Genomic DNA, 19105 nt, shown 5'->3' on the forward strand with positions numbered 1-19105 from the left:
GTCACCACCCCCGCCGTCCGCCCATCCGCGGCCCGGACGGCCCTCGGCACCCCCTGGCCGGGCAGCTACACCACCGGCTGGTGGTTCACCTCCAGCAGGTGCTGACGGAAGAAGGCGGCGAGCGCGTTCGTGTCGTCGAGCGGGAGGACCGCGGCGACGTACTGGTCGGGCCGCACCACGACGACGCACCCGGCGGTGCGGTCCACGCCGCGCAGGTCGAAGATGTCCTCGTCCGGGTGGGCGGCGAAGACCTTCTCGTAGTCGACGAGCTGGAACGGTCCGCTGCGGGGCAGGAACAGCTCGGGCACCTCGGTGATGTCGACGTCGACGTGCTTCTGCTGGTAGACGACCTTGACGTCCAGGACGCTGTCGATGCCGGCGCCCTCCGGGGTGTGGGCCGCGACCGGGGAGTCCGGCGCCCCGGCCATCCACTCCGCCCAGTCCCCCAGCCCGGAGGACGCCCCGGGCGCGGCGTCGGCGAACGCGTACACGCGCCACCTGCCGTCCGCCCGGTGCAGGTGCCCCAGGTGCACCGGGTTCGCGTCCGCGACCCGGACCACCGGGGCCGACCGGAAGCGCTTGCCGACGGGGAAGCCCGCGGCCAGGTCCTGGTGGGCGGGTTCCGCGACGAGCATCGAGGGCGGGTACTGCGTCATGAAGCCGGCGGGGAACTCGGCGGTGCGGACGTAGAAGTCGGCGAGCTCGGCGGGGTTCGCGAACTCCTCCGGCCTCTTCGCCATGAGCGTCGACCACTCCTTGTCGAAGTCGATGAGGTCCTGCGCGATGACCTGGCGCTCCGCGGAGTAGGTGCTCAGCAGGGCCTCGGGGCTGCGCCCGGACAGGACGTAGCCGAGCTTCCAGCCGAGGTTGAAGCCGTCCTGCATGGACACGTTCATGCCCTGGCCGGCCTTGGCGCTGTGGGTGTGGCAGGCGTCGCCGGCGATGAAGACGCGCGGGGTGCGCGCACCGATCTCCTCCAGGGGCACGTCGTCGAACCGGTCGGTGACCCGGTGACCGACCTCGTACACGCTGTGCCAGGCGACGTCGCGGACGTCGAGCGTGTAGGGGTGCAGGATCTCGTTGGCGTGGGCGATGATCTGCTCGATCGTCGTCCTCCGCACGGCGCCGCGGTCGTCGGGGGCAACGACCCCGAGATCGACGTACATGCGGAACAGGTAGCCGCCCTCGCGGGGGATGAGCAGGATGTTGCCCCCCGACCCGGACTGGATCGCGCACTTGAGGCGGATGTCGGGGAAGTCCGTGACGGCGAGGACGTCCATGACGCCCCACGCGTGGAACGCCTGATCGCCCTGCATCCTGGCCCCGATCGCCTCTCGGACGCCGCTGCGGGCCCCGTCGGCACCGACGACGTACTTGGCCCGCACGGTCTTCTCCTGCCCCGCCCGGTCCCCGGTGGTGCGGGCGAGCGTCACGGTCACAGGGTGCCCGGCGTCGCCGGTGTGCTCGAGGCCGCGGAACTCGTACCCGTAGTCCGGCTTCATCCGGGCCGGCGAGTTGGCCATGAACTCGGCGAAGTAGTCCAGCACGCGCGCCTGGTTCACGATGAGGTGCGGGAACTCGCTGATGCCGGACGGGTCGTCGTGCGGGCGCTCCCCGCGGACGATCCGCGACGGGTCCTCGGGGTCCGGCCGCCAGAAGCACATCTCCGTGATCCGGTACGCCTCCTCGGTGATCCGCCCGGCGAAGCCGAACGCCTGGAAGGTCTCGACGCTGCGCGCCTGGATGCCGTCGGCCTGACCGATCGCCAGTCGCTCGCCGCGGCGCTCGACGATCCGGGTGCTGACGCCGGGGAACTGCGACAGCTGCGCCGCCGCCGTCATCCCTGCGGGCCCCGTGCCGACGATCAGGACGTCGACCTCCTCGGGCAGCTCGTCCGGCCGGTCCAGACCGACGCCGGCAGCGGGCTCGACGCGCGGGTCGCCGGAGACGTAGCCGTGATGGTGGAACTGCATTCCATATCCTCCTCGGACATCGATGCCGACGCCCTTGTCGATGCGAACAGCGTGCTCGGGCTCATCGTGAGCACGCCGTTCCCCTTGTGGCTCGGATCGTATATGTTGACCTACGTCACACACAAGGACCCCCGGGCATGGGCCGGCAGGACCGGAACCTCCAGAACGTCGCCTGTCGTACCGATACTGCCCGACCGTGGCGCCTGGCTGGCAGCACCGCACCCCCGGCTCGGTGAGCGGCGGAACGGACACCCTTGTTCTCGGATGCAGGATCGTATACGTTCCGAGTACAACGTAGGAGCGAGGAGCACATGACCGACCACATCACGGTTGCCGACGGCGCAGACCCCCGGTTCTCGGCCCTTCCCGGCCGACCGGGCAAGATCGTCGCCATCCACCTCAGTTACGCGTCGCGCGCCGACCAGCGCGGCCGCCGTCCCGCACACCCGTCGTACTTCTTCAAGCCGACGAGCTCGGTCGCACCGTCCGGCGGGACGATCGAACGCCCCGCGGGGACCGAGCTGCTGGCCTTCGAGGGCGAGGTGGCACTCGTCATCGGCACCTCGACCCGCCGGGTCCCGCTCGCCGAGGCGTGGGACCACGTCGGCTGGGTGACGGCGGCGAACGACTTCGGCCTGTACGATCTGCGGGCGAACGACAAGGGCTCCAACGTCCGCTCCAAGGGCGGTGACGGATTCACCCCCCTCGGCCGGGACCTCATCGACGCCCGCGCGGTCGACCCGGCCGCTCTGCGGCTGCGCACGTGGGTCAACGGTGAGCTCTGCCAGGACGACACGACGGCCGGGCTGATCTTCCCGCTCGCCCAGCTCGTCGCCGACCTCTCCCAGCACTTCACGCTCGAACCGGGGGACGTCGTCCTCACCGGCACCCCCGCCGGGTCCTCCGTCGTCGTCCCCGGCGACGTCGTCGAGGTCGAGGTGGACGCGCCCGGCGCCCCCGGGTCGCCGAGCTCGGGCCGGCTGGTCACGACCGTCACCCAGGGCGAGCACGGCTTCGACGACGCCCTCGGGTCCCTGCCGGCGGTCGACGACCGCCAGCGCGCCGAGGCGTGGGGCTCCCGTGCCGCTGCGGGGCTGCAGCCCGAGCCGGAGCCCTTCCGCCTCACGCCCGCCCTCCGGGACAAGCTCCTCGAGGCCCCGGTGGCCGGGCTCAGCGGGCAGCTGCGCAAGCGCGGCCTGAACAACGTCACCGTCGACGGTGTGCGGCCGATGCACCCCGGGGCCAAGGTCGTCGGCACGGCCCGCACGCTGCGCTTCGTGCCCAACCGCGAGGACCTGTTCGCCAGCCACGGCGGGGGCTACAACGCGCAGAAGCGCGTGTTCGACGCCGTCGGCGAGGGCGAGGTCGTCGTCATCGAGGCGCGCGGCGAGGACGGGTCGGGCACCCTCGGCGACATCCTCGCGCTGCGCGCCCACGCCCGCCGGGCCGCCGGCATCGTCACCGACGGCGGCGTCCGCGACTACGACGCCGTGGCCGCCGTCGGCATCCCCGTGTACACCAGGGGTGCGCACCCGGCCGTCCTCGGCCGCCGGCACGTGCCGTGGGACGCCGACGTGGCGATCGCGTGCGGCGGGACGACCGTGCAGCCCGGCGACGTCGTCGTCGGCGACCGGGACGGCGTCATCGTCATCCCGCCGGGGATCGTCGAGGAGGTCGTCGACGCGGCCCTCGCCCAGGAGGCGGAGGACGCGTGGATCGCCGAGCAGGTCGTCGCAGGACATCCGGTCGACGGCCTGTTCCCGATGAACGCCGAGTGGAGAGCGAGGTACGACGCGTGGCGCGCGGGCAGGTGATGGATGCCGTGAGCCCGACGCCGCCCTCCCTGAGCAAGTCCCAGCAGGCCTACCAGTGGCTCCGGGAGCAGATCCTGACCCAGGAGTTCGCCCCGGGCTACCGGCTCGTGCTGGCGACGATCGCGGCGGAGCTGGGCATGAGCGTGGTCCCGGTGCGCGAGGCGATCCGTCAGCTCGAGGCCGAGGGCCTGGTGACCTTCGAGCGCAACGTGGGCGCGCACGTGTCGATGATCGACGACTCGCACTACCGCCACAGCATGCAGGCCCTGGCCATCCTCGAGGGCGCGACCACCGCGCTGGCGGCGGGGCACCTGACCGCCGACGACCTGCGCCGCGCGCGCGAGACCAACACGCGCATCGTCGAGAGCCTCGACAGCTTCGACCCCCGCGCCCTGACGGCGCTCAACCGGCAGTTCCACTCGATCCTGTTCGCGCCGTGCCCGAACCCGCGCATGACCGAACTCGTCGACGCCGAGTGGGCGCGCCTGGGCAATCTGCGCGACTCGACCTTCAGCTTCGTGCCCCACCGTGCCCAGGAGTCCGTGCGCGAGCACGAGAACATCCTGCGACTCATCGAGACCGGGGCTCCGCCGGCGCAGATCGAGAAGGCCAGCCGGCAGCACCGTCTGGCCACCCTCAACGCCTACCTGACCCACAAGCACGCAGACGACGCGGGACCGACCCGCACCCCGACCGGAGGCACCCCATGACCGACACCACCACCCACCCGACGACGGCGGCCGAGCGTCACCGGCCTGCCGACCTGCCCGAGCGGATCCAGCACTACATCGACGGCGAGTTCGTCGACTCCGCCGACGGCGACACCTTCGAGGTGCTCGACCCGGTCTCGAACGAGACCTACCTGCGCGCCGCGGCCGGCAAGAAGGCCGACATCGACCGCGCCGTGGCAGCTGCCCGGCGCGCCTTCGAGGAGGGGCCATGGCCCCGGATGCTGCCGCGCGAGCGCTCCCGGGTCCTGCACCGGATCGCCGACCTCGTCGAGTCGCGCGACGCCCGGCTCGCCGAGCTCGAGAGCTTCGACTCCGGCCTGCCGATCACCCAGGCGCTCGGCCAGGCGCGCCGCGCGGCCGAGAACTTCCGGTTCTTCGCGGACCTCGTCGTGGCCCAGGCCGACGACACCTACAAGGTGCCGGGTCGCCAGATCAACTACGTCAACCGCAAGCCGATCGGCGTCGCCGGGCTCATCACGCCGTGGAACACGCCCTTCATGCTCGAGTCCTGGAAGCTCGGGCCCGCCCTGGCCACGGGCAACACGGTCGTGCTCAAGCCCGCCGAGTTCACGCCGCTGTCGGCGTCCCTGTGGGCGGGCATCTTCGAGGAGGCCGGTCTGCCCCGGGGCGTGTTCAACCTCGTCAACGGTCTGGGCGAGGACGCCGGCGACGCACTGGTCAAGCACCCGGACGTGCCGCTGATCTCCTTCACCGGTGAGAGCAGCACCGGCCAGCTCATCTTCGCCAACGCGGCGCCGCACCTCAAGGGCCTGTCGATGGAGCTCGGCGGCAAGTCCCCCGCCGTCGTGTTCGCCGACGCCGACCTCGACGCCGCGATCGACGCGACGATCTTCGGCGTCTTCTCCCTCAACGGCGAGCGCTGCACGGCCGGCAGCCGGATCCTCGTCCAGCGCGAGGTGTACGACGAGTTCGTCGAGCGCTACGCCGCGCAGGCCGAGCGCGTCGTCGTCGGCCCCCCGCACGACCCGAGGACCGAGGTCGGCGCGCTCGTGCACCCGGAACACTACGACAAGGTCATGGGCTACATCGGGATCGGCAAGGGCGAGGCGCGCCTGGTCGCCGGCGGAGGACGCCCCGAGGGCTTCCCGACCGGCAACTACGTCGCCCCGACCGTCTTCGCCGACGTCGCCCCCGGCGCCCGCATCTTCCAGGAGGAGATCTTCGGGCCGGTCGTCGCGATCACCCCGTTCGACACCGACGAGGAAGCGCTCCAGCTGGCCAACGGCGTGCGGTACGGCCTGGCCGCCTACGTGTGGACGAACGACCTCAAGCGTGCGCACAACTTCGCGCAGGACATCGAGGCGGGCATGGTGTGGCTCAACAGCAACAACGTGCGCGACCTGCGCACCCCCTTCGGCGGCGTCAAGGCCTCCGGCCTCGGCCACGAGGGCGGCTACCGCTCGATCGACTTCTACACCGACCAGCAGGCCGTGCACATCACCCTCGGCGAGGTGCACAACCCCACCTTCGGCAAGGCCGAGCACGACGCCGGGGCGGACCTGGACGACCCGGAACTGCGCTGAGCACCCCTTCCACCCGATTAGCAAGGACGCTGACGTGACCACACCCATCACCCCGCACGCCCCCGAGCCCGTCGTGACCGCGGAGGACCCCGTCCTCCGCCCCGGCAATGCCGTCCCGACCCCCTCCTCCCCTCCGCCGGACGTGCTGCGCTGCGCCTACATGGAGCTCGTCGTCACCGACCTCCAGGCCTCCCGCAGCTTCTACGTCGACGTGCTCGACCTCGTCGTGACCGAGGAGGACGAGGACAGCGTCCACCTGCGCAGCTTCGAGGAGTTCATCCACCACAACCTCGTGCTCCGCAAGGGCCCGGTCGCGGCGGTCGCGGCGTTCTCCTACCGCGTGCGCACGCCGGAGGACCTGGACAAGGCGGTCGCGTTCTACGAGGAGCTCGGCTGCCGGGTCGAGCGGCGCGCGGAGGGCTTCACCCGGGGCATCGGCGACTCGGTGCGCGTGGAGGACCCGCTGGGCTTCCCGTACGAGTTCTTCCACGACGTCGAGCACGTCGAGCGCCTCGCATGGCGCTACGACCTCTACACCCCCGGGGCCCTCGTGCGCCTGGACCACTTCAACCAGGTCACCCCCGACGTGCCCCGGGCCGTGGCCTACATGGAGGACCTCGGGTTCCGGGTGACCGAGGACATCCAGGACGAGGAGGGCACCACCTACGCCGCGTGGATGCGCCGCAAGTCCACCGTGCACGACACCGCGATGACGGGCGGTGACGGGCCGCGCATGCACCACGTCGCCTTCGCCACCCACGAGAAGCACAACATCATCGCGATCTGCGACAAGCTCGGCGCGCTCCGCATGTCGGACCGCATCGAGCGCGGCCCCGGCCGGCACGGGGTCTCGAACGCGTTCTACCTGTACCTGCGCGACCCCGACGGCCACCGCGTGGAGATCTACACGCAGGACTACTACACGGGCGACCCGGACAACCCGGTCGTCACGTGGGACGTGCACGACAACCAGCGCCGCGACTGGTGGGGCACCCCCGTCGTGCCCTCCTGGTACACCGAGGCCTCGCTCGTGCTCGACCTCGACGGCAACCCGCAGCCGGTCGTCGAGCGCAGCGACTCCAGCGAGATGGCGGTGACGATCGGCGCGGACGGGTTCTCCTACACCCGCAAGGGGGACGAGCCCGAGCAGCTGCCCAGCTGGAAGCAGGGCGAGTACAAGCTGGGCCACCAGCTGTGAGCGCCCCCGCCGCCCGGACGACGAACCCGCCAGGAGGAATCCATGCTGACGCCTGAGACCATCGCGGCGATCGCGGACGAGCTCGCCGCCGCCGAGCGCGACCGCACGACGATGCCGCTCCTGACCGCCCGGTACCCCGACATGGTCGTCGAGGACTCCTACGCCGTGCAGAACGAGTGGCGCCGGCGGGCCGTCGAGGCCGGCCGGCGGCCCGTCGGCCGCAAGATCGGGCTGACCTCGAAGGTGATGCAGGCCGCGACCGGCATCGACGAGCCCGACTACGGGGCGATCTTCGCCGACATGGTGTTCGAGAACGGCTCCGTGATCGAGCACGCGCAGTTCTCCAACGTGCGCATCGAGGTCGAGCTCGCGTTCCTGCTCGCCGAGCCGCTCGAGGGCCCGCACGCCACGGTCTTCGACGTCCTGCGGGCCACGGAGTACGTCGTGCCGGCCCTGGAGATCCTCTCCTCCCGGATCGAGCTCGAGGGGCGCACCATCGTCGACACGATCAGCGACAACGCCGCCATGGGCGGGATGGTCTACGGCGGCAACCCGATCAGACCGGGCGACGTCGACCTCCGGTGGATCTCGGCGCTGCTGTACCGGCAGGAGACGATCGAGGAGTCGGGCGTGGCCGCCGCCGTGCTCAACCACCCGGCCATGGGCGTGGCGTGGCTGGCGAACAAGCTCGCCCAGCACGGCGACCGGCTCGAGGCCGGGGAGATCGTGCTCGCCGGCTCGTTCACCCGCCCCATGTGGGTGCACCCGGGCGACACCGTGCTCGCCGACTTCAAGGAACTGGGGACGATCTCGTGCCGCTTCGTCTGAGTCCCACGTTCCGCGACGCGCTGGCCGCCCGGAGGGGGCCGGGCGGGGACGCCCGGCCCCTCGCGGGGATGTGGGTGTGCTCGGGCAGCGCGCTGGTCGCCGAGATCTGCGCGGGCTCGGGCCTGGACTGGCTGCTCATCGACATGGAGCACTCCCCCAACGACCTCGGGTCCGTGCTCGGGCAGCTCCAGGCCGTCGCCCCCTACCCGGTGACCCCGGTGGTGCGCGTGCCGATCAACGACGGCGTGACCATCAAGCAGGTGCTCGACCTCGGCGCGCAGAACCTGCTGGTGCCGATGGTCTCCTCCGCCGCGGAGGCACGGGCGGCCGTGGAGGCCGTGCGCTATCCCCCGAGCGGACGCCGCGGCGTCGGCTCGGCGCTCGCCCGCTCCGCGCGGTGGAACCGGGTCGACGGGTACCTCGCGGACGCCGACGCGCACGTGTCGCTGTTCGTGCAGATCGAGACCGTCCAGGGCGTGGACGCGGCCGCCGAGATCGCCGGCGTGGACGGGATCGACGGGGTGTTCGTCGGCCCCTCCGACCTCAGCGCGTCCATGGGACTGCTCGGGCAGCAGGACCACCCGGACGTCGTCGCCGCCGTCCACCGCGCCTTCGAGGCCGTGGGCTCGGCGGGCAAGCCGGTCGGGGTCAACGCCTTCGACCCGGCACTGGCCCGTTCCTACCTCGAGGCGGGCGCGTCCTTCGTGCTCGTGGGCGCCGACGTGGCGCTGCTCGCACGGGGCTCCGAGGCGTTCGCGGCGGCCTTCGTGCCGGCGGTCGACGACGGCGACCGGCCGAGCTACTGACGGCCGCCGCCGGGTCCTGGAGCACCGCGGGGTGCTCCAGGACCCGGCGGGGCCCTGCCGGTCAGGCCACCTTCCGTGCCAGCCGCTCCATGACGGTGCGCAGCCGCTCGGCGTCGTCGTCCTGGAGGGCGTCGAGGAACAGCTCCTCGACGTCGCGGGCGTGGGCGGGCCGCAGGCGGCGGAAGGCGCGCAGTCCCTCGTCGGTGAGCTCGGCCTCGAGCCCGCGCCCGTCCTCGGGGCAGCGCCGGCGGCGCACCCAGCCGCGTTTCTCGAGCACACCGATCTGGTAGCTGAGCCGGCTCGGGGAGAAGACCAGGCGCTGGGCCAGCTCCCCCATCCGCAGCCGGTGGCCGTCCGCCTCGCGCAGCAGCAGGAGCACCTGGTAGTCCATGAGCGAGCAGCCGTGCTCCTTGAGCCGGGCCTCGATCTCGGTGGTCAGCCGGGCGGAGGTCTCGAAGAACAGCTGCCACACGTCCCACGGGCGCGCGCTCGCCGCCGCCCCGCTCACTGGCCGGCCCGGGCCAGCAGGTCCGCGAAGTCGGGGACGCCGGCGAACTCGTCCCGGTGCTCGCGGCGGACGGATGCGGCCGGAGCCTCACCGGCGGCCCGTCCATCCCCGCCCGGCGCGAGCAGGTGCGCCAGCTGGGCGCCGGCCCGCTGGACGCGCGCGTCGAGCGAACTCCCCGCCCAGTCCTCCGTGGCCGCGTAGACCCCCCGGGGCAGCACGAGGGCCTTGAGGTGGGCGAACAGGGGGCGCATCGCGGCGTCGAGCATCAGGGAGTGCCGGGCGCTGCCCCCGGTGGCGGCCACCAGCACCGGCAGGTCCTCCAGCGCGCCCTCGTCGACGAGGTCGAAGAAGGACTTGAACAGCCCGGAGTAGGAGGCCTTGAAGGTCGGCGTGGCCGCGATCAGGGCGTCCGCGCCGGTGACCGTGTCCAGGGCCGTCCGCAGGGATGGCGCGGGGAAGCCGGTGAGCAGGTGGTCGGTGACGGCGTGGGCCAGTGGGCGCAGCTCCACGCGCTCGATCCGCACCGGCCCCCCGCCCAGGGCCTCACGGGTCGCCTCGGCGAGCCGGTCGGCCAGCATGCCGGTGGAGGATGCGTCGGACATCCCCGCCGAGACCACGGCCAGGGTGAGCGGGCGCGCGGCGCCCGGCGTCGTCGTGGGAGCGGTGCTCATCGGCGGGCCTCCTGGGCGGTGTGCGCGGTGCGGACCCGCCCCGCGGGCGAGTCCTCGGCCCCGCCGGGCACGGGGTCCTGGCCCGCGCGGTGGCGGGCCACCAGCGAGGCGTGGGTCGGGGCCTCCGGCACGTGGGCGGGCTTGAGCGCGGCGAACTCCCGGCGCAGCACCGGCACGACCTCCTCGCCCAGCAGGTCGAGCTGCTCCAGGACCGTCTTCAGCGGCAGGCCGGCGTGGTCCATCAGGAACAGCTGGCGCTGGTAGTCGCCCGCGTAGTCGCGGAACGCGAGGGTCTTCTCGATGACCTGCTGCGGGGAGCCCACCGTCAGCGGCGTCTGGGACGTGAAGTCCTCCAGTGAGGGTCCGTGGCCGTAGACCGGGGCGTTGTCGAAGTAGGGACGGAACTCCCGCACGGCGTCCTGGGAGTTCCGGCGCATGAAGACCTGGCCGCCCAGCCCCACGATCGCCTGGTCGTAGGAGCCGTGGCCGTAGTGCTCGTAGCGCTGCCGGTAGAAGTCCACCATCCGCTGGGTGTGCTGGGCGGGCCAGAAGATGTGGTTGTGGAAGAACCCGTCACCGTAGTAGGCGGCCTGCTCCGGGATCTCCGGGGAGCGGATCGACCCGTGCCACACGAAGGGCGCCACGTCGTCGAGCGGGCGCGGGGTGGAGGTGAAGCCCTGCAGGGCCGAGCGGAACTTCCCCTGCCAGTCGACCACGTCCTCCCGCCACAGCCGGTGGAGCAGGTTGTAGTGCTCGATCGCCAGGGGGATGCCCTGGCGGATGTCCTTGCCGAACCACGGGTAGACCGGGCCCGTGTTGCCGCGGCCCATGGTCAGGTCCACCCGCCCGTCCGCGAGGTGCTGGAGGTAGGCGTAGTCCTCGGCGATGCGCACCGGGTCGGTGGTGGTGATCAGCGTGGTGGCGGTGGACAGGACCAGCTTCTCCGTGACGGCGGCCAGGTAGGCCAGCAGCGTGGGCGGGTTGCCCGGGGCCACGAAGGGCGGGTTGTGGTGCTGGCCCGTGGCGAAGACGTCCAGGCCCACCTCCTCCGCCTTCCGGGCGATGGCGACGGTCGCCCGGATCCGCTCGTGCTCGGTGGGGGAGCGCCCCGTGGTGGGGTCCTCGGTGACGTCCCCGACGGTGAAGATGCCGAACTGCATGTCGTCCTCCTGGTCCGCGGCGGCGCCCGGTCGGACGTCACGCGCAGTTTCTTCAAATTTGAATCACCAGGCACAAGCGGGCCCGGTGCGCGATTATTCCCGCACCGGGCCGGGCGTCCTGGGCCGGGCGTCCCGAGCCGGCGAGCGCCGCCGGCTGCTGCGCCCCACCCGGGGACCGGCCGTCCGGGGATCAGGCGCCCCCCTGGGTGTCCCGTGACGGGTCTGGCAGAGGCCCTTCTTCCACGGAAGAATGAGCGTCATGGCAGCACCGGAGAAGCACCCGGACGAGTTGCGTGAGCTCGCCACCCGCATCGCGGTGGAGGCCCCCCGCGACCCGGCCGAGGCCGGGGCACCAGCCCGGGTCGCCCGGCAGCTCGGGTCGACCCCGGAGGCGCTGCGGAACCGGGTGGGCCCGGCCGGGAATGCAAGATCGCACAGGCATGGGCACCCCGGCACCGTTCTATGACGCCCTCGCGTCGGAGTACCACCTGCTCTTCGGTCACTGGTGGTCTGCGGCCCAGTGGCACGGGCGGGTCGTCGCCGACGTCCTCGCGCAGCAGGGGATCACCGGGGGGCGCCTGCTGGACTGCACGTGCGGCATCGGCACCCAGGCCCTGCCGCTGGCGAGGCTCGGATACCGCGTGACCGCCACCGACGTGAGCCACGCGGCGGTCGACCGGGCCCGGGTGGAGGCGGCCGCGCGAGGAATCGCCGTCGATGCTCAGGTCTGCGACGTCCGCGACGTCCGCGACCACGTCGACGGGACCTTCGACGTGGTCATCTCCTGCGACAACGCACTGCCGCACCTGCTCACCGACGAGCACCTGCGACGTGCCCTGCGCAGTGTCCGTGCGTGCCTGCGACCGGCCGGGCTGCTGCTCGTCTCCCTCCGCGACTACGACGCGTTGAGAATGACTCGTCCCGACGGGGTGCCGATCTCGGTCCACGGGGACGCCGGGGCGCGGCACGGGTCGGGTCAGGCGTGGCGGTGGTCGGCGGACGCGGAGTACGTGGACGTCGAGCTGTTCACCTTCACGGAGGACGCGGCGGGATCGTGGCGGGCGCGCTCGGCCACGACGCGCTGCCGGGCCCTGACACGCGCGGCGCTCGAGAGCCTGCTGCAGTCGGCCGGGTTCACCGCGGTCGAATGGCTCATGCCCGAGGTGAGCGGCTACTACCAGCCGATCGTGCTCGCACGAGCCTGACGGGGACTGCTGCACGGCGTGCACAGCGCCCAGCCGACGGTGCGCCCGCACCGACGAGCGGCCGGGGCGCTCGGTCCGCCGGGAGCGGTGCCGGGCAGGGCTGGGGCCCGTCGGTGATCGCAGGTCGCCTGAGCTACGGCCTGGCGGATGCGATCAGGGTTGTGGCGCTGCGGCCGCGCTGAGGACGGCCACGAGGAAGTCGCTGTCCGCCCGGAACGGCCGGAGGTCCCAGGTCGACAGGAGCAGGTCGGGGGCCAGCCCGGCCTGTTCGGCGTCGGTGAGGAACTGCGGGAACGGGTAGCCGCGTCCGGCGCCGAAGCCGATGACGGCCCGCCCGCCCGGTGCCAGGTGTCGGCGGAACCGCCGGAGCACCTCGGTGCGGGTGCTCGGGGCCAGGAACGTCATGACGTTGCCGGCGCACAGGATGATGTCGAACGGCTCGGGCGTGCCGTGCTGCGGCAGGTCGAGTTCGGCCAGGTCCCCGACGATCCACTCCGGGCCGGGGTGGTCCTCGCGGGCCGCGGCGATCAGGGCCGGGTCGACGTCGATGCCGACGACGGTGTGTCCGGCCCGGTGCAGGTGGCCGCCGTTGCGGCCGATCCCGCATCCGGCGTCGAGGATGCGCGAGCGGCGGGCGGCCATCGCATCGACCAGCCGCGCCTCCCCGACGATGTCCTCACCGGTGGCGGCCAGGGTCCGGAACCGCTCGATGTACCAGGAGGAGTGCCCGGGATCGGCCTCTGCGTTCTTCATCCACATGCTCTGCTCGACCACGTCGCCAGCCTACCGCCGCGACGGGCCCCGGTCTGCCCCGGCCCTCAGCCCCACAACTGCTGCCGGAGCGGGAGGTGGGGAGGACACGCGTGTCCGGGATGGGGAGTACCGGTCGGGCACCGGCTGCCGTATCGGTGTCTGCGGCCCCACCCGCTGGTGCAGGCGGAGGCGCCGAGGTGCGGGTGCCCCGGATCTGGACTCGCACCTCGGCGCCGGCCTGCGGCCCGATCTATCTCAGGCGCGGTCGCCCAGGTCGACGATGTGCGCGGGGAGCCGCTCGTTGCTGCCGTACATGAAGTGGTTCTCCATCCGCTCGGAGAACCGGCTCGCCTCGGTCACCCGACCCACGGCTTCCGCGACCTCACGAAGGTGCATCGGGGAGGCCCCGCAGCACACGCCCAGGTAGTGGACACCGAGCTCGAGGGCCTCTTCCGCGAAGCGCCTGATCTCGTACCGGTTGGTGGCGAGCGGGTCCAGCGCCGTCGGGAACGCCCGGTGGTGCGGAGAGGCCACGCGTGCCTGCGGGTCGCTGAGGTTGAAGAAGGTCGGCTCGCTGTCCGTCGTCCGGTACGGCACCGGGAGCGCGGCCACGTGGCACGAGACCGCCTCGCGGATCTGGCGGACCCACGGCATCATCGTCTCCGGGCCCCGGAAGCAGTTCATGCCCACGACGTCGGCCCCGGCCTGCTCGAGGCGCTGTGCGGTCTCGACCACGCCGATCCCGTCCGCCATCTCCTCGAAGGCCATCGGGGCGAGGGTGATGACGACCGGCAGCCCGGACTTCTGTGCCACGTCGAGGGCGGCGAGTGCTTCACCGGCGTAGTAGAAGGTCTCCCCCACGATGAGGTCGGCGCCCTCGTCGACCGCCCACCCCACCATCTCCTCGAACATCCCCCGCACCGTGGCCTGGCTCTGCGCGTCGGACGGATCCCAGATGTTGGTGTTCGAGATGTTTCCCGCCATCAGGTCGCCGGGACGGGCGTCGGCAACCTCCCGGGCGATCCGCAGTGCGGATCGGTTGAGCGGTTCGAGCAGGTCCTCCTTGCCGATGACCCGCATCTTCTCGCGGTGCCCGTTGTAGGTGAACGCCTCGACGATGTCCGATCCGGCGCGCTGGAAGTCCACGTGCAGCGTGCGCAGGGCCTCCGGGTACTCCAGGGCGACCTCGGGCACGAACTCGCCCGCACTGAGGTATCCCCTCCGCTCCAGTTCGAACAGGAAGCCCTCGGCGCACAGGACGGGACCTGCTGCCAGACGGTCGTTCAGGGTGGGTGCAGTGGCCATGCGGCCTCCTCGGATCTCGGATCGGGTGGGACTGGACGATCCCGTCCCGGCCTCGACCGGCCCCGGAGTCGTGCAGTTAGACGGGAACATACGCACCCGCACGGGATGTGTGCTGCCGGCCGCCTTCCGCCGTCACACTTCGTTATGTGCTGTCATCTCGCAGGACCCCCGCAAAGCCCCGGACTTGGGGATGTGGTCGCTCCGTGGCGGACTCCTGTGCCTGCTTCGTGGCGGCAGCCACTCCGGCAAGGACCGGGTGCAGCGGCTGTGCTCGGCCCAGCGGCTCCTCAGTGCCCACTCCGCGAAGCGGGGCCTGCACCGCACACCTGGCGCAGCCGGGAGGAGCGGCGGCTGGTGATCCTGACCCGGACCGAGATGTCCTACCGCCGCGTGGGCAGTCCCACTCCCGCCCGGGGCACGCCGGCCACCGATGGTGCCCCGTTGAGCCCGTCGTCGGCGACACCTCACCGCACGGTGAGGGCGGCCACCGCGAAGACGCCCACCAGCAGGACCGCGAAGACGCCCAGCAGGCGCAGATCGAAAGCGACGAGCTCCCGTTCCGCCTTCCGCCCGGACAGCCCCGCGACGCTCAGCACGAGGCTCGCCGTGGGCAGCGACGCGAGCATGGCGATGCCCGCACCCGCGTTCTGGACCGTGGCCGGCAGAGCGCCGAGTCCGGCGGCGTCCCCCAGCGAGTCCTGCGGTTTCATCATGAAGGCGTTGGCGCTCGTCGCGGAGCCGGTGAGAAACCCGGAGACGAGCGCCATCACCGGTGAGAGCACGGCGAGCACGGGGTCCACCGCGCCGGTCAGGCCCGCCGTCAGCGCCTCAAAAGCATTCATGGACCTCATCACTTCCGCCATGAGCACGAACCCGCCGATCGCGCACAACGGGCGCCAGCTGGACCACGCGGCTCGTGCCGCGGTTCGGCCGGTTCCGCGTCGCAGCAACGTCAGCAGCGCGACGACCAGGCCCAGACCCGGTGATGTGAGCAGCGGGATGCTCTCGCCGCCGACGGGCACACACACCTCGAGCCGCAGCGCCCGTGCGAGGACCACGGTGGCAAGGATCGCGGTGTACGGGACGAGGACTGGTCCCGGCAATGGGGGGACGGCGCGGCGCACCAGGGCCGGCAGAAGGACGAGGACGGACACCACCGCTCCGGCGAGCACTCCGGCGATGATGACTGTGTGTTCCCATGCGTTGGCTGCGACCAGGACGAGCGCTTGGGCCAGCCCGCAGACCGCACCTGGTCCCCCGCGGTGGAGAGCCCCCGGTCCTCCCTCGCCCAGAGCGGTCGCCAGCCCTCCGACCACCGGCATGAGCAGCAGGTAGACGAAGGCTGTGCGCACTCCCAGCTCGCTCGGCGAGAACCCGCTCAGGCCGGCGCCGATCTTCGTGGGCAGGGCCAGAGCGCCCCACGGGACGATCGCCATCCCCAGCACCGCCTGGCGTACCGCCGTGCCGGGAGGGGCCATCGCCAGGAGCACGGGCACGGTGGCCAGGAGGGAAATACCGAATCCGGTGAGCGACTCCAGCGCGGGTCCGATGCCGAGGACGATGAGGCAGGTCTTCCACGGCGTGGACAGAGGGACGGCATGCACCCAGTCCGCGAGCTGCCCATGCACTTCGCGCAGCTTGAGCACTCCATTGAGCGCCAGGCCCGGCACCACGACGAGTGCGGCGATCAGCAGCAGGGACGCTCCCTTGTCCCACTCGACCTGGGAGATCCCGCTCTCATCCGGGATCAGCTGGACCAGGGCGGCAGCGAAGCCGAGCAGGGCGGCGGCCCACACGGGAGTCCGGGCGAGCACCAGAGCGAACATGACGACCGCCACCGGCAGCAGTGCGAGGGCGTAGTCCATATGTGGTCCTGTTCGGGCGCGGGCGCACGGCATCTCGCACCCAGTGTCCTCCTGACCCCGTCAGTTGCACCACGCTCACCGGCCAGCACGCCGAAACCTCCCGCCGGGAACTGGACGTCCTCCGGAGGTGGCGAACCGATGCAGATGTTCCGTGGCGGGTTCAGCAGAGGCTCTGCAGTGCCGCTCCGGCAGTTGCCGGGGCGGTGTGGTGACGAAAGGAGGTGTCCTCGCACTCGGTCGGGGGCACGGAGCCGCTCTCGCCGTGCAGACGCCGATGATTGAACCAGTCGGCGTACTCGGCCACCGCTGTCTCCACATCGTCGATCGACCTCCAGGAGCCCTTGTTGCGGATCAGTTCGGCCTCGAGCAGGGAGGTGAAGGCCTCAGCGAGGGCGATGTCGTACGAATCGCCGGTGAATGCCACCAAGACCACCGCCCCGGCCAGTGGCTGGGTGCAGCGAACGGCGACGTACTGCACTCCCTCGTCACTGGAATGGACTACCCCGGTAGGGTCCCGGTCCGCCCGCGCCCGGGTCCACAGCCCCGTCCTGGGCCACCGGTGCACGATGATCTGGTGGAAAGAGACTTCACCGCCAACGCGCCCAACCGGCTGTGGCTGACCGGTCCGACCGAACACCGCACCGAGGAGGGCCAGCTGTTCCTGTGCGCGATCGAGGACTTCTACTCCCACCGCATCGTCGGGTGCTCCATCGGCAGCCGCAGCAAGGCGTCCCTGGCGGTCGCGGCACTGTGCCGCGCGGTGGCCCGCCGCAGCACGGTGACCGGATGCCTGGTTCACTCCGACAGGGGCAGCGGATCTCGTGCTCGGAGATTCGTCCACGACTTCACTCATCACGGCCGCGTGGGACATCGACCCCGAGAGTTCCGGGAAGTCGAGGCGCCCCCGGTCGTGACCGCAGATCACCGGAAGAACCTACAGGGAACGGCACGGCAAGGCCCCCAGAAGATGTCCTTCCGGGGGCCTTGCCGTGTGTACAGCGCCAGTGTGTGCTGCTCGTCAGTCACTGACAGGTCCATTGACTACGGAAAGCTCCGACGAGGCACGGTCATCTGTCCTGTGAAACTGACAACTGGATCGATATCTCACCATGACATCGCGTGAAGACCCAATGACCTTGTCAATTCACACGGGATGTGAGGCGCTGAGCTAGCTGGCCAATGTGGCCAGCCCCAGATCCCCACAACCTATACCTTTGCGCAACATGAAGCACAAGTGCGCCAACCCAACGTAGTTGGCCGTTCCCGGCTCCCGACTATCGCCCGCTCCACCATATGTGCCAAAGCAAACGACGCCGATCGCCGCTGGCGCGCTGTTGCTCGTCCCCGGGTCGCGTATCGAATCAGCGCGGGCCACCCCCGCACCTGCGGAGGCCGGTGGGACGATAAGGCGTTCCTCGTGCGCCGCCGCCAGGATGCTGTTGGGTAGGCAGAGGTAGCCGCTGCAGCCGAGAAGCACTCCAGGGACGGCAGGAACTACTGCGGCACTAGAGGCGCCCAAGCCATCGGCGCATCGAAGTTCAATTGCGACGCCCACCGGTGACCGTGCGGAAACTTATACAGGTTCTTCCACCTTCAGCGCCCGCTGGCGTCACTACGAAAAGATGCTGGGCAGTCCGAGGGAGACCTGCAAGAGACGCAGGTAGACGCCGCTGCTGCCTGGGCAAGGGAGTTGTTCCGAAGTACGTCCCGCTGTCGAGCCGACTCACTTGCCCCGCCTCGGCTCGGCTCGGACACGATGAGGCCGGCGCTACTCCAGGGTGATGTCCGCTGCGGGAACCGCTCAGTTCCGATTGAGGCCGAACCCCCGCGTCAGCAGAGCCCGCTTGTAGTGGGACTCTGCCACGTCCACCTCGGAAGAGGAGGTGCTCGGGCCGAATACCCGCAAGATGCTGTAGACGAAGTGCCGCACGTAGTCACCCTCCGTTGCGTTGCCTTTGCTGTCTTCGATCAACTCGCGCAGGGCAACATTGCCGCCGTGGCCGTCGTTCGCGTACGCCCTCCAGCGACCGAGGATTCGTTCGGCACCGTCGGCCTTCCCGACGTACTGTTTCCCATTCGTCGAATCCGTGATCAGGTAGATGCCCTGCACCTCTGCCAGCGCCACGCGCCAGTCCGCATACCGAGGACTTTCCACCATGTCCCGTAGCTCGTGGTGCTTCAACAGCACGCGGTCGAATCCGGGAAACGGCACTTTATCCCGGTCAACGATCTCCAGCACGGGCAGTTTCGCGACGCTGGTGGCGCTGGCACTGCGATGCCAGCTGCGCGGGTTGTCCCACTCCACCACGAGCCGCCCGAAGAGCGGGGCGAGGAAACTGCTCGGGCGAAGGTCGAACAACCGATGCATGGTGCGCTCGGCTTCGACTTCCCCATGGTTTTCGAAGGTGCCCCAGAGGCGGGAGCGCCGCGCACCGTCCGCGATGAGAATCACCCAGTATCGAGACGGCGTCTCGGGGAACCGCCGAGGTGAGAGGTCCTGCTCTCTCGTGTAGGCGAGGACTCGCTCCTCAGTAAGGTCCTCCGGCCCCTGGAGGCCCTCGGGATCGCCTGGGCGGAACGAGTGCCGGATGATGTGGATGTCCTCCAGCCGGATCGGCGGGTCATAGCTTCCGCCCATCCCCGAGAGCACGTGCACCAGCGTGAGTGAGGCACCTCCAGCGGCGGGAGCGGTGGTCTGCGCATCGACGGGAACAGTAAGCATTTCGTCCACGGGGACAGCCTAT

Annotated in this window: 17 protein-coding genes and 1 pseudogene; 9 read left to right on the forward strand and 9 right to left on the reverse strand. The window is 70.9% G+C overall.

The genetic code is table 11. The features are described 5' to 3' along the window. Positions 1 to 65 precede the first annotated feature (65 nt). Positions 66 to 1973, reverse strand: coding sequence for an FAD-binding monooxygenase (locus RE027_RS00075; protein WP_368806206.1), 1908 nt, complete (start codon positions 1971 to 1973; stop codon positions 66 to 68). 311 nt (positions 1974 to 2284) lie between these two features. Between RE027_RS00075 and RE027_RS00080 the strand changes: the two genes are divergently transcribed. From RE027_RS00080 to RE027_RS00105, 6 genes are all read left to right on the forward strand, one after another. Next, positions 2285 to 3787 carry a fumarylacetoacetate hydrolase family protein gene (locus RE027_RS00080; RefSeq protein ID WP_368806207.1) on the forward strand — a complete coding sequence of 501 codons (1503 nt, stop codon included), beginning with the start codon at positions 2285 to 2287 and terminating at the stop codon, positions 3785 to 3787. Next, positions 3787 to 4497 carry a GntR family transcriptional regulator gene (locus tag RE027_RS00085; RefSeq protein ID WP_368806599.1) on the forward strand — a complete coding sequence of 237 codons (711 nt, stop codon included), beginning with the start codon at positions 3787 to 3789 and terminating at the stop codon, positions 4495 to 4497. The genes RE027_RS00080 and RE027_RS00085 overlap by 1 nt, the downstream gene beginning before the upstream one ends. Next, positions 4494 to 6062 carry a 5-carboxymethyl-2-hydroxymuconate semialdehyde dehydrogenase gene (gene hpaE / locus RE027_RS00090; protein WP_368806208.1) on the forward strand — a complete coding sequence of 523 codons (1569 nt, stop codon included), beginning with the start codon at positions 4494 to 4496 and terminating at the stop codon, positions 6060 to 6062. Before RE027_RS00085 ends, hpaE begins: the two co-directional genes overlap by 4 nt. Before the next feature lie 73 nt (positions 6063 to 6135). Beyond that, entirely contained in the window at positions 6136 to 7260 is a 1125-nt protein-coding gene (gene hpaD, locus RE027_RS00095; protein ID WP_368806600.1) for a 3,4-dihydroxyphenylacetate 2,3-dioxygenase, read from the forward strand. A 42-nt stretch (positions 7261 to 7302) separates the two neighbouring features. After that, positions 7303 to 8088: a 2-oxo-hept-4-ene-1,7-dioate hydratase gene (gene hpaH, locus RE027_RS00100; protein WP_368806209.1), complete on the forward strand. Its 786-nt coding sequence runs from the start codon at positions 7303 to 7305 to the stop codon at positions 8086 to 8088. Then, positions 8073 to 8894, forward strand: coding sequence for an HpcH/HpaI aldolase family protein (locus RE027_RS00105; RefSeq protein ID WP_368806210.1), 822 nt, complete (start codon positions 8073 to 8075; stop codon positions 8892 to 8894). Before hpaH ends, RE027_RS00105 begins: the two co-directional genes overlap by 16 nt. 61 nt (positions 8895 to 8955) lie before the next feature. Here the strand turns inward: RE027_RS00105 and RE027_RS00110 are convergent, their stop codons facing one another. Genes RE027_RS00110 through RE027_RS00120 form a run of 3 tightly spaced genes read right to left on the reverse strand, consistent with a single transcriptional unit; the run spans position 8956 to position 11233 of the window. Continuing rightward, positions 8956 to 9402 carry a MarR family winged helix-turn-helix transcriptional regulator gene (locus RE027_RS00110; RefSeq protein WP_368806211.1) on the reverse strand — a complete coding sequence of 149 codons (447 nt, stop codon included), beginning with the start codon at positions 9400 to 9402 and terminating at the stop codon, positions 8956 to 8958. Further along, positions 9399 to 10073, reverse strand: coding sequence for a CE1759 family FMN reductase (locus RE027_RS00115; protein WP_368806212.1), 675 nt, complete (start codon positions 10071 to 10073; stop codon positions 9399 to 9401). Before RE027_RS00115 ends, RE027_RS00110 begins: the two co-directional genes overlap by 4 nt. After that, positions 10070 to 11233: an LLM class flavin-dependent oxidoreductase gene (locus RE027_RS00120; RefSeq protein ID WP_368806213.1), complete on the reverse strand. Its 1164-nt coding sequence runs from the start codon at positions 11231 to 11233 to the stop codon at positions 10070 to 10072. Before RE027_RS00120 ends, RE027_RS00115 begins: the two co-directional genes overlap by 4 nt. Positions 11234 to 11492: 259 nt before the next feature. On the opposite strand from RE027_RS00120, the gene RE027_RS00125 reads away from it, so the two are divergent. After that, positions 11493 to 11699, forward strand: a complete 207-nt coding sequence (locus RE027_RS00125; protein WP_368806214.1) for a hypothetical protein — start codon at positions 11493 to 11495, stop codon at positions 11697 to 11699. Next, entirely contained in the window at positions 11674 to 12438 is a 765-nt protein-coding gene (locus RE027_RS00130) for a class I SAM-dependent methyltransferase (protein ID WP_368806215.1), read from the forward strand. Before RE027_RS00125 ends, RE027_RS00130 begins: the two co-directional genes overlap by 26 nt. A gap of 153 nt (positions 12439 to 12591) precedes the next feature. On the opposite strand, the gene RE027_RS00135 is transcribed toward RE027_RS00130, so the two are convergent. From RE027_RS00135 to RE027_RS00150, 4 genes are all read right to left on the reverse strand, one after another. Then, positions 12592 to 13212 (reverse strand): class I SAM-dependent methyltransferase, encoded by a 621-nt coding sequence (locus RE027_RS00135; protein WP_387918843.1) that lies wholly within the window; start codon positions 13210 to 13212, stop codon positions 12592 to 12594. A gap of 234 nt (positions 13213 to 13446) precedes the next feature. Next, complete coding sequence (locus tag RE027_RS00140; RefSeq protein ID WP_368806216.1) at positions 13447 to 14496, reverse strand: homocysteine S-methyltransferase family protein; 1050 nt, start codon at positions 14494 to 14496, stop codon at positions 13447 to 13449. Positions 14497 to 14960: 464 nt separating this feature from the next. After that, the gene (locus RE027_RS00145) at positions 14961 to 16361 is read right to left on the reverse strand and encodes an L-lactate permease (RefSeq protein ID WP_368806217.1); all 1401 of its coding nucleotides are present in this window, start codon (positions 16359 to 16361) and stop codon (positions 14961 to 14963) included. A gap of 160 nt (positions 16362 to 16521) precedes the next feature. Next, positions 16522 to 16839 carry an IS3 family transposase gene (locus tag RE027_RS00150; protein ID WP_368806218.1) on the reverse strand — a complete coding sequence of 106 codons (318 nt, stop codon included), beginning with the start codon at positions 16837 to 16839 and terminating at the stop codon, positions 16522 to 16524. 54 nt (positions 16840 to 16893) lie between these two features. On the opposite strand from RE027_RS00150, the pseudogene RE027_RS00155 reads away from it, so the two are divergent. Beyond that, a pseudogene (locus RE027_RS00155) lies at positions 16894 to 17241 on the forward strand (DDE-type integrase/transposase/recombinase); the annotation flags it as partial. 921 nt (positions 17242 to 18162) lie between these two features. On the opposite strand, the gene RE027_RS00160 reads toward RE027_RS00155, so the two are convergent. Beyond that, positions 18163 to 19083, reverse strand: coding sequence for a GIY-YIG nuclease family protein (locus tag RE027_RS00160; protein WP_438612403.1), 921 nt, complete (start codon positions 19081 to 19083; stop codon positions 18163 to 18165). Positions 19084 to 19105 lie beyond the last annotated feature (22 nt).

Origin of the sequence: Kocuria sabuli, from assembly GCF_040981185.1 — a bacterium.
In the GTDB taxonomy this organism is placed as follows: domain Bacteria; phylum Actinomycetota; class Actinomycetes; order Actinomycetales; family Micrococcaceae; genus Kocuria; species Kocuria sabuli.

Bases quoted from the DNA above. Each gene is read 5' to 3' on its own strand.
- RE027_RS00115 (WP_368806212.1), bottom strand. From the start codon at position 10,073: ATGAGCACCGCTCCCACGACGACGCCGGGCGCCGCGCGCCCGCTCACC.
- hpaE (WP_368806208.1), top strand. From the start codon at position 4,494: ATGACCGACACCACCACCCACCCGACGACGGCGGCCGAGCGTCACCGG.
- RE027_RS00120 (WP_368806213.1), bottom strand. From the start codon at position 11,233: ATGCAGTTCGGCATCTTCACCGTCGGGGACGTCACCGAGGACCCCACC.
- RE027_RS00145 (WP_368806217.1), bottom strand. From the start codon at position 16,361: ATGGACTACGCCCTCGCACTGCTGCCGGTGGCGGTCGTCATGTTCGCT.
- hpaH (WP_368806209.1), top strand. From the start codon at position 7,303: ATGCTGACGCCTGAGACCATCGCGGCGATCGCGGACGAGCTCGCCGCC.
- RE027_RS00080 (WP_368806207.1), top strand. From the start codon at position 2,285: ATGACCGACCACATCACGGTTGCCGACGGCGCAGACCCCCGGTTCTCG.
- RE027_RS00075 (WP_368806206.1), bottom strand. From the start codon at position 1,973: ATGCAGTTCCACCATCACGGCTACGTCTCCGGCGACCCGCGCGTCGAG.
- RE027_RS00125 (WP_368806214.1), top strand. From the start codon at position 11,493: ATGGCAGCACCGGAGAAGCACCCGGACGAGTTGCGTGAGCTCGCCACC.
- RE027_RS00085 (WP_368806599.1), top strand. From the start codon at position 3,787: ATGGATGCCGTGAGCCCGACGCCGCCCTCCCTGAGCAAGTCCCAGCAG.
- RE027_RS00160 (WP_438612403.1), bottom strand. From the start codon at position 19,083: ATGCTTACTGTTCCCGTCGATGCGCAGACCACCGCTCCCGCCGCTGGA.
- RE027_RS00140 (WP_368806216.1), bottom strand. From the start codon at position 14,496: ATGGCCACTGCACCCACCCTGAACGACCGTCTGGCAGCAGGTCCCGTC.
- RE027_RS00130 (WP_368806215.1), top strand. From the start codon at position 11,674: ATGGGCACCCCGGCACCGTTCTATGACGCCCTCGCGTCGGAGTACCAC.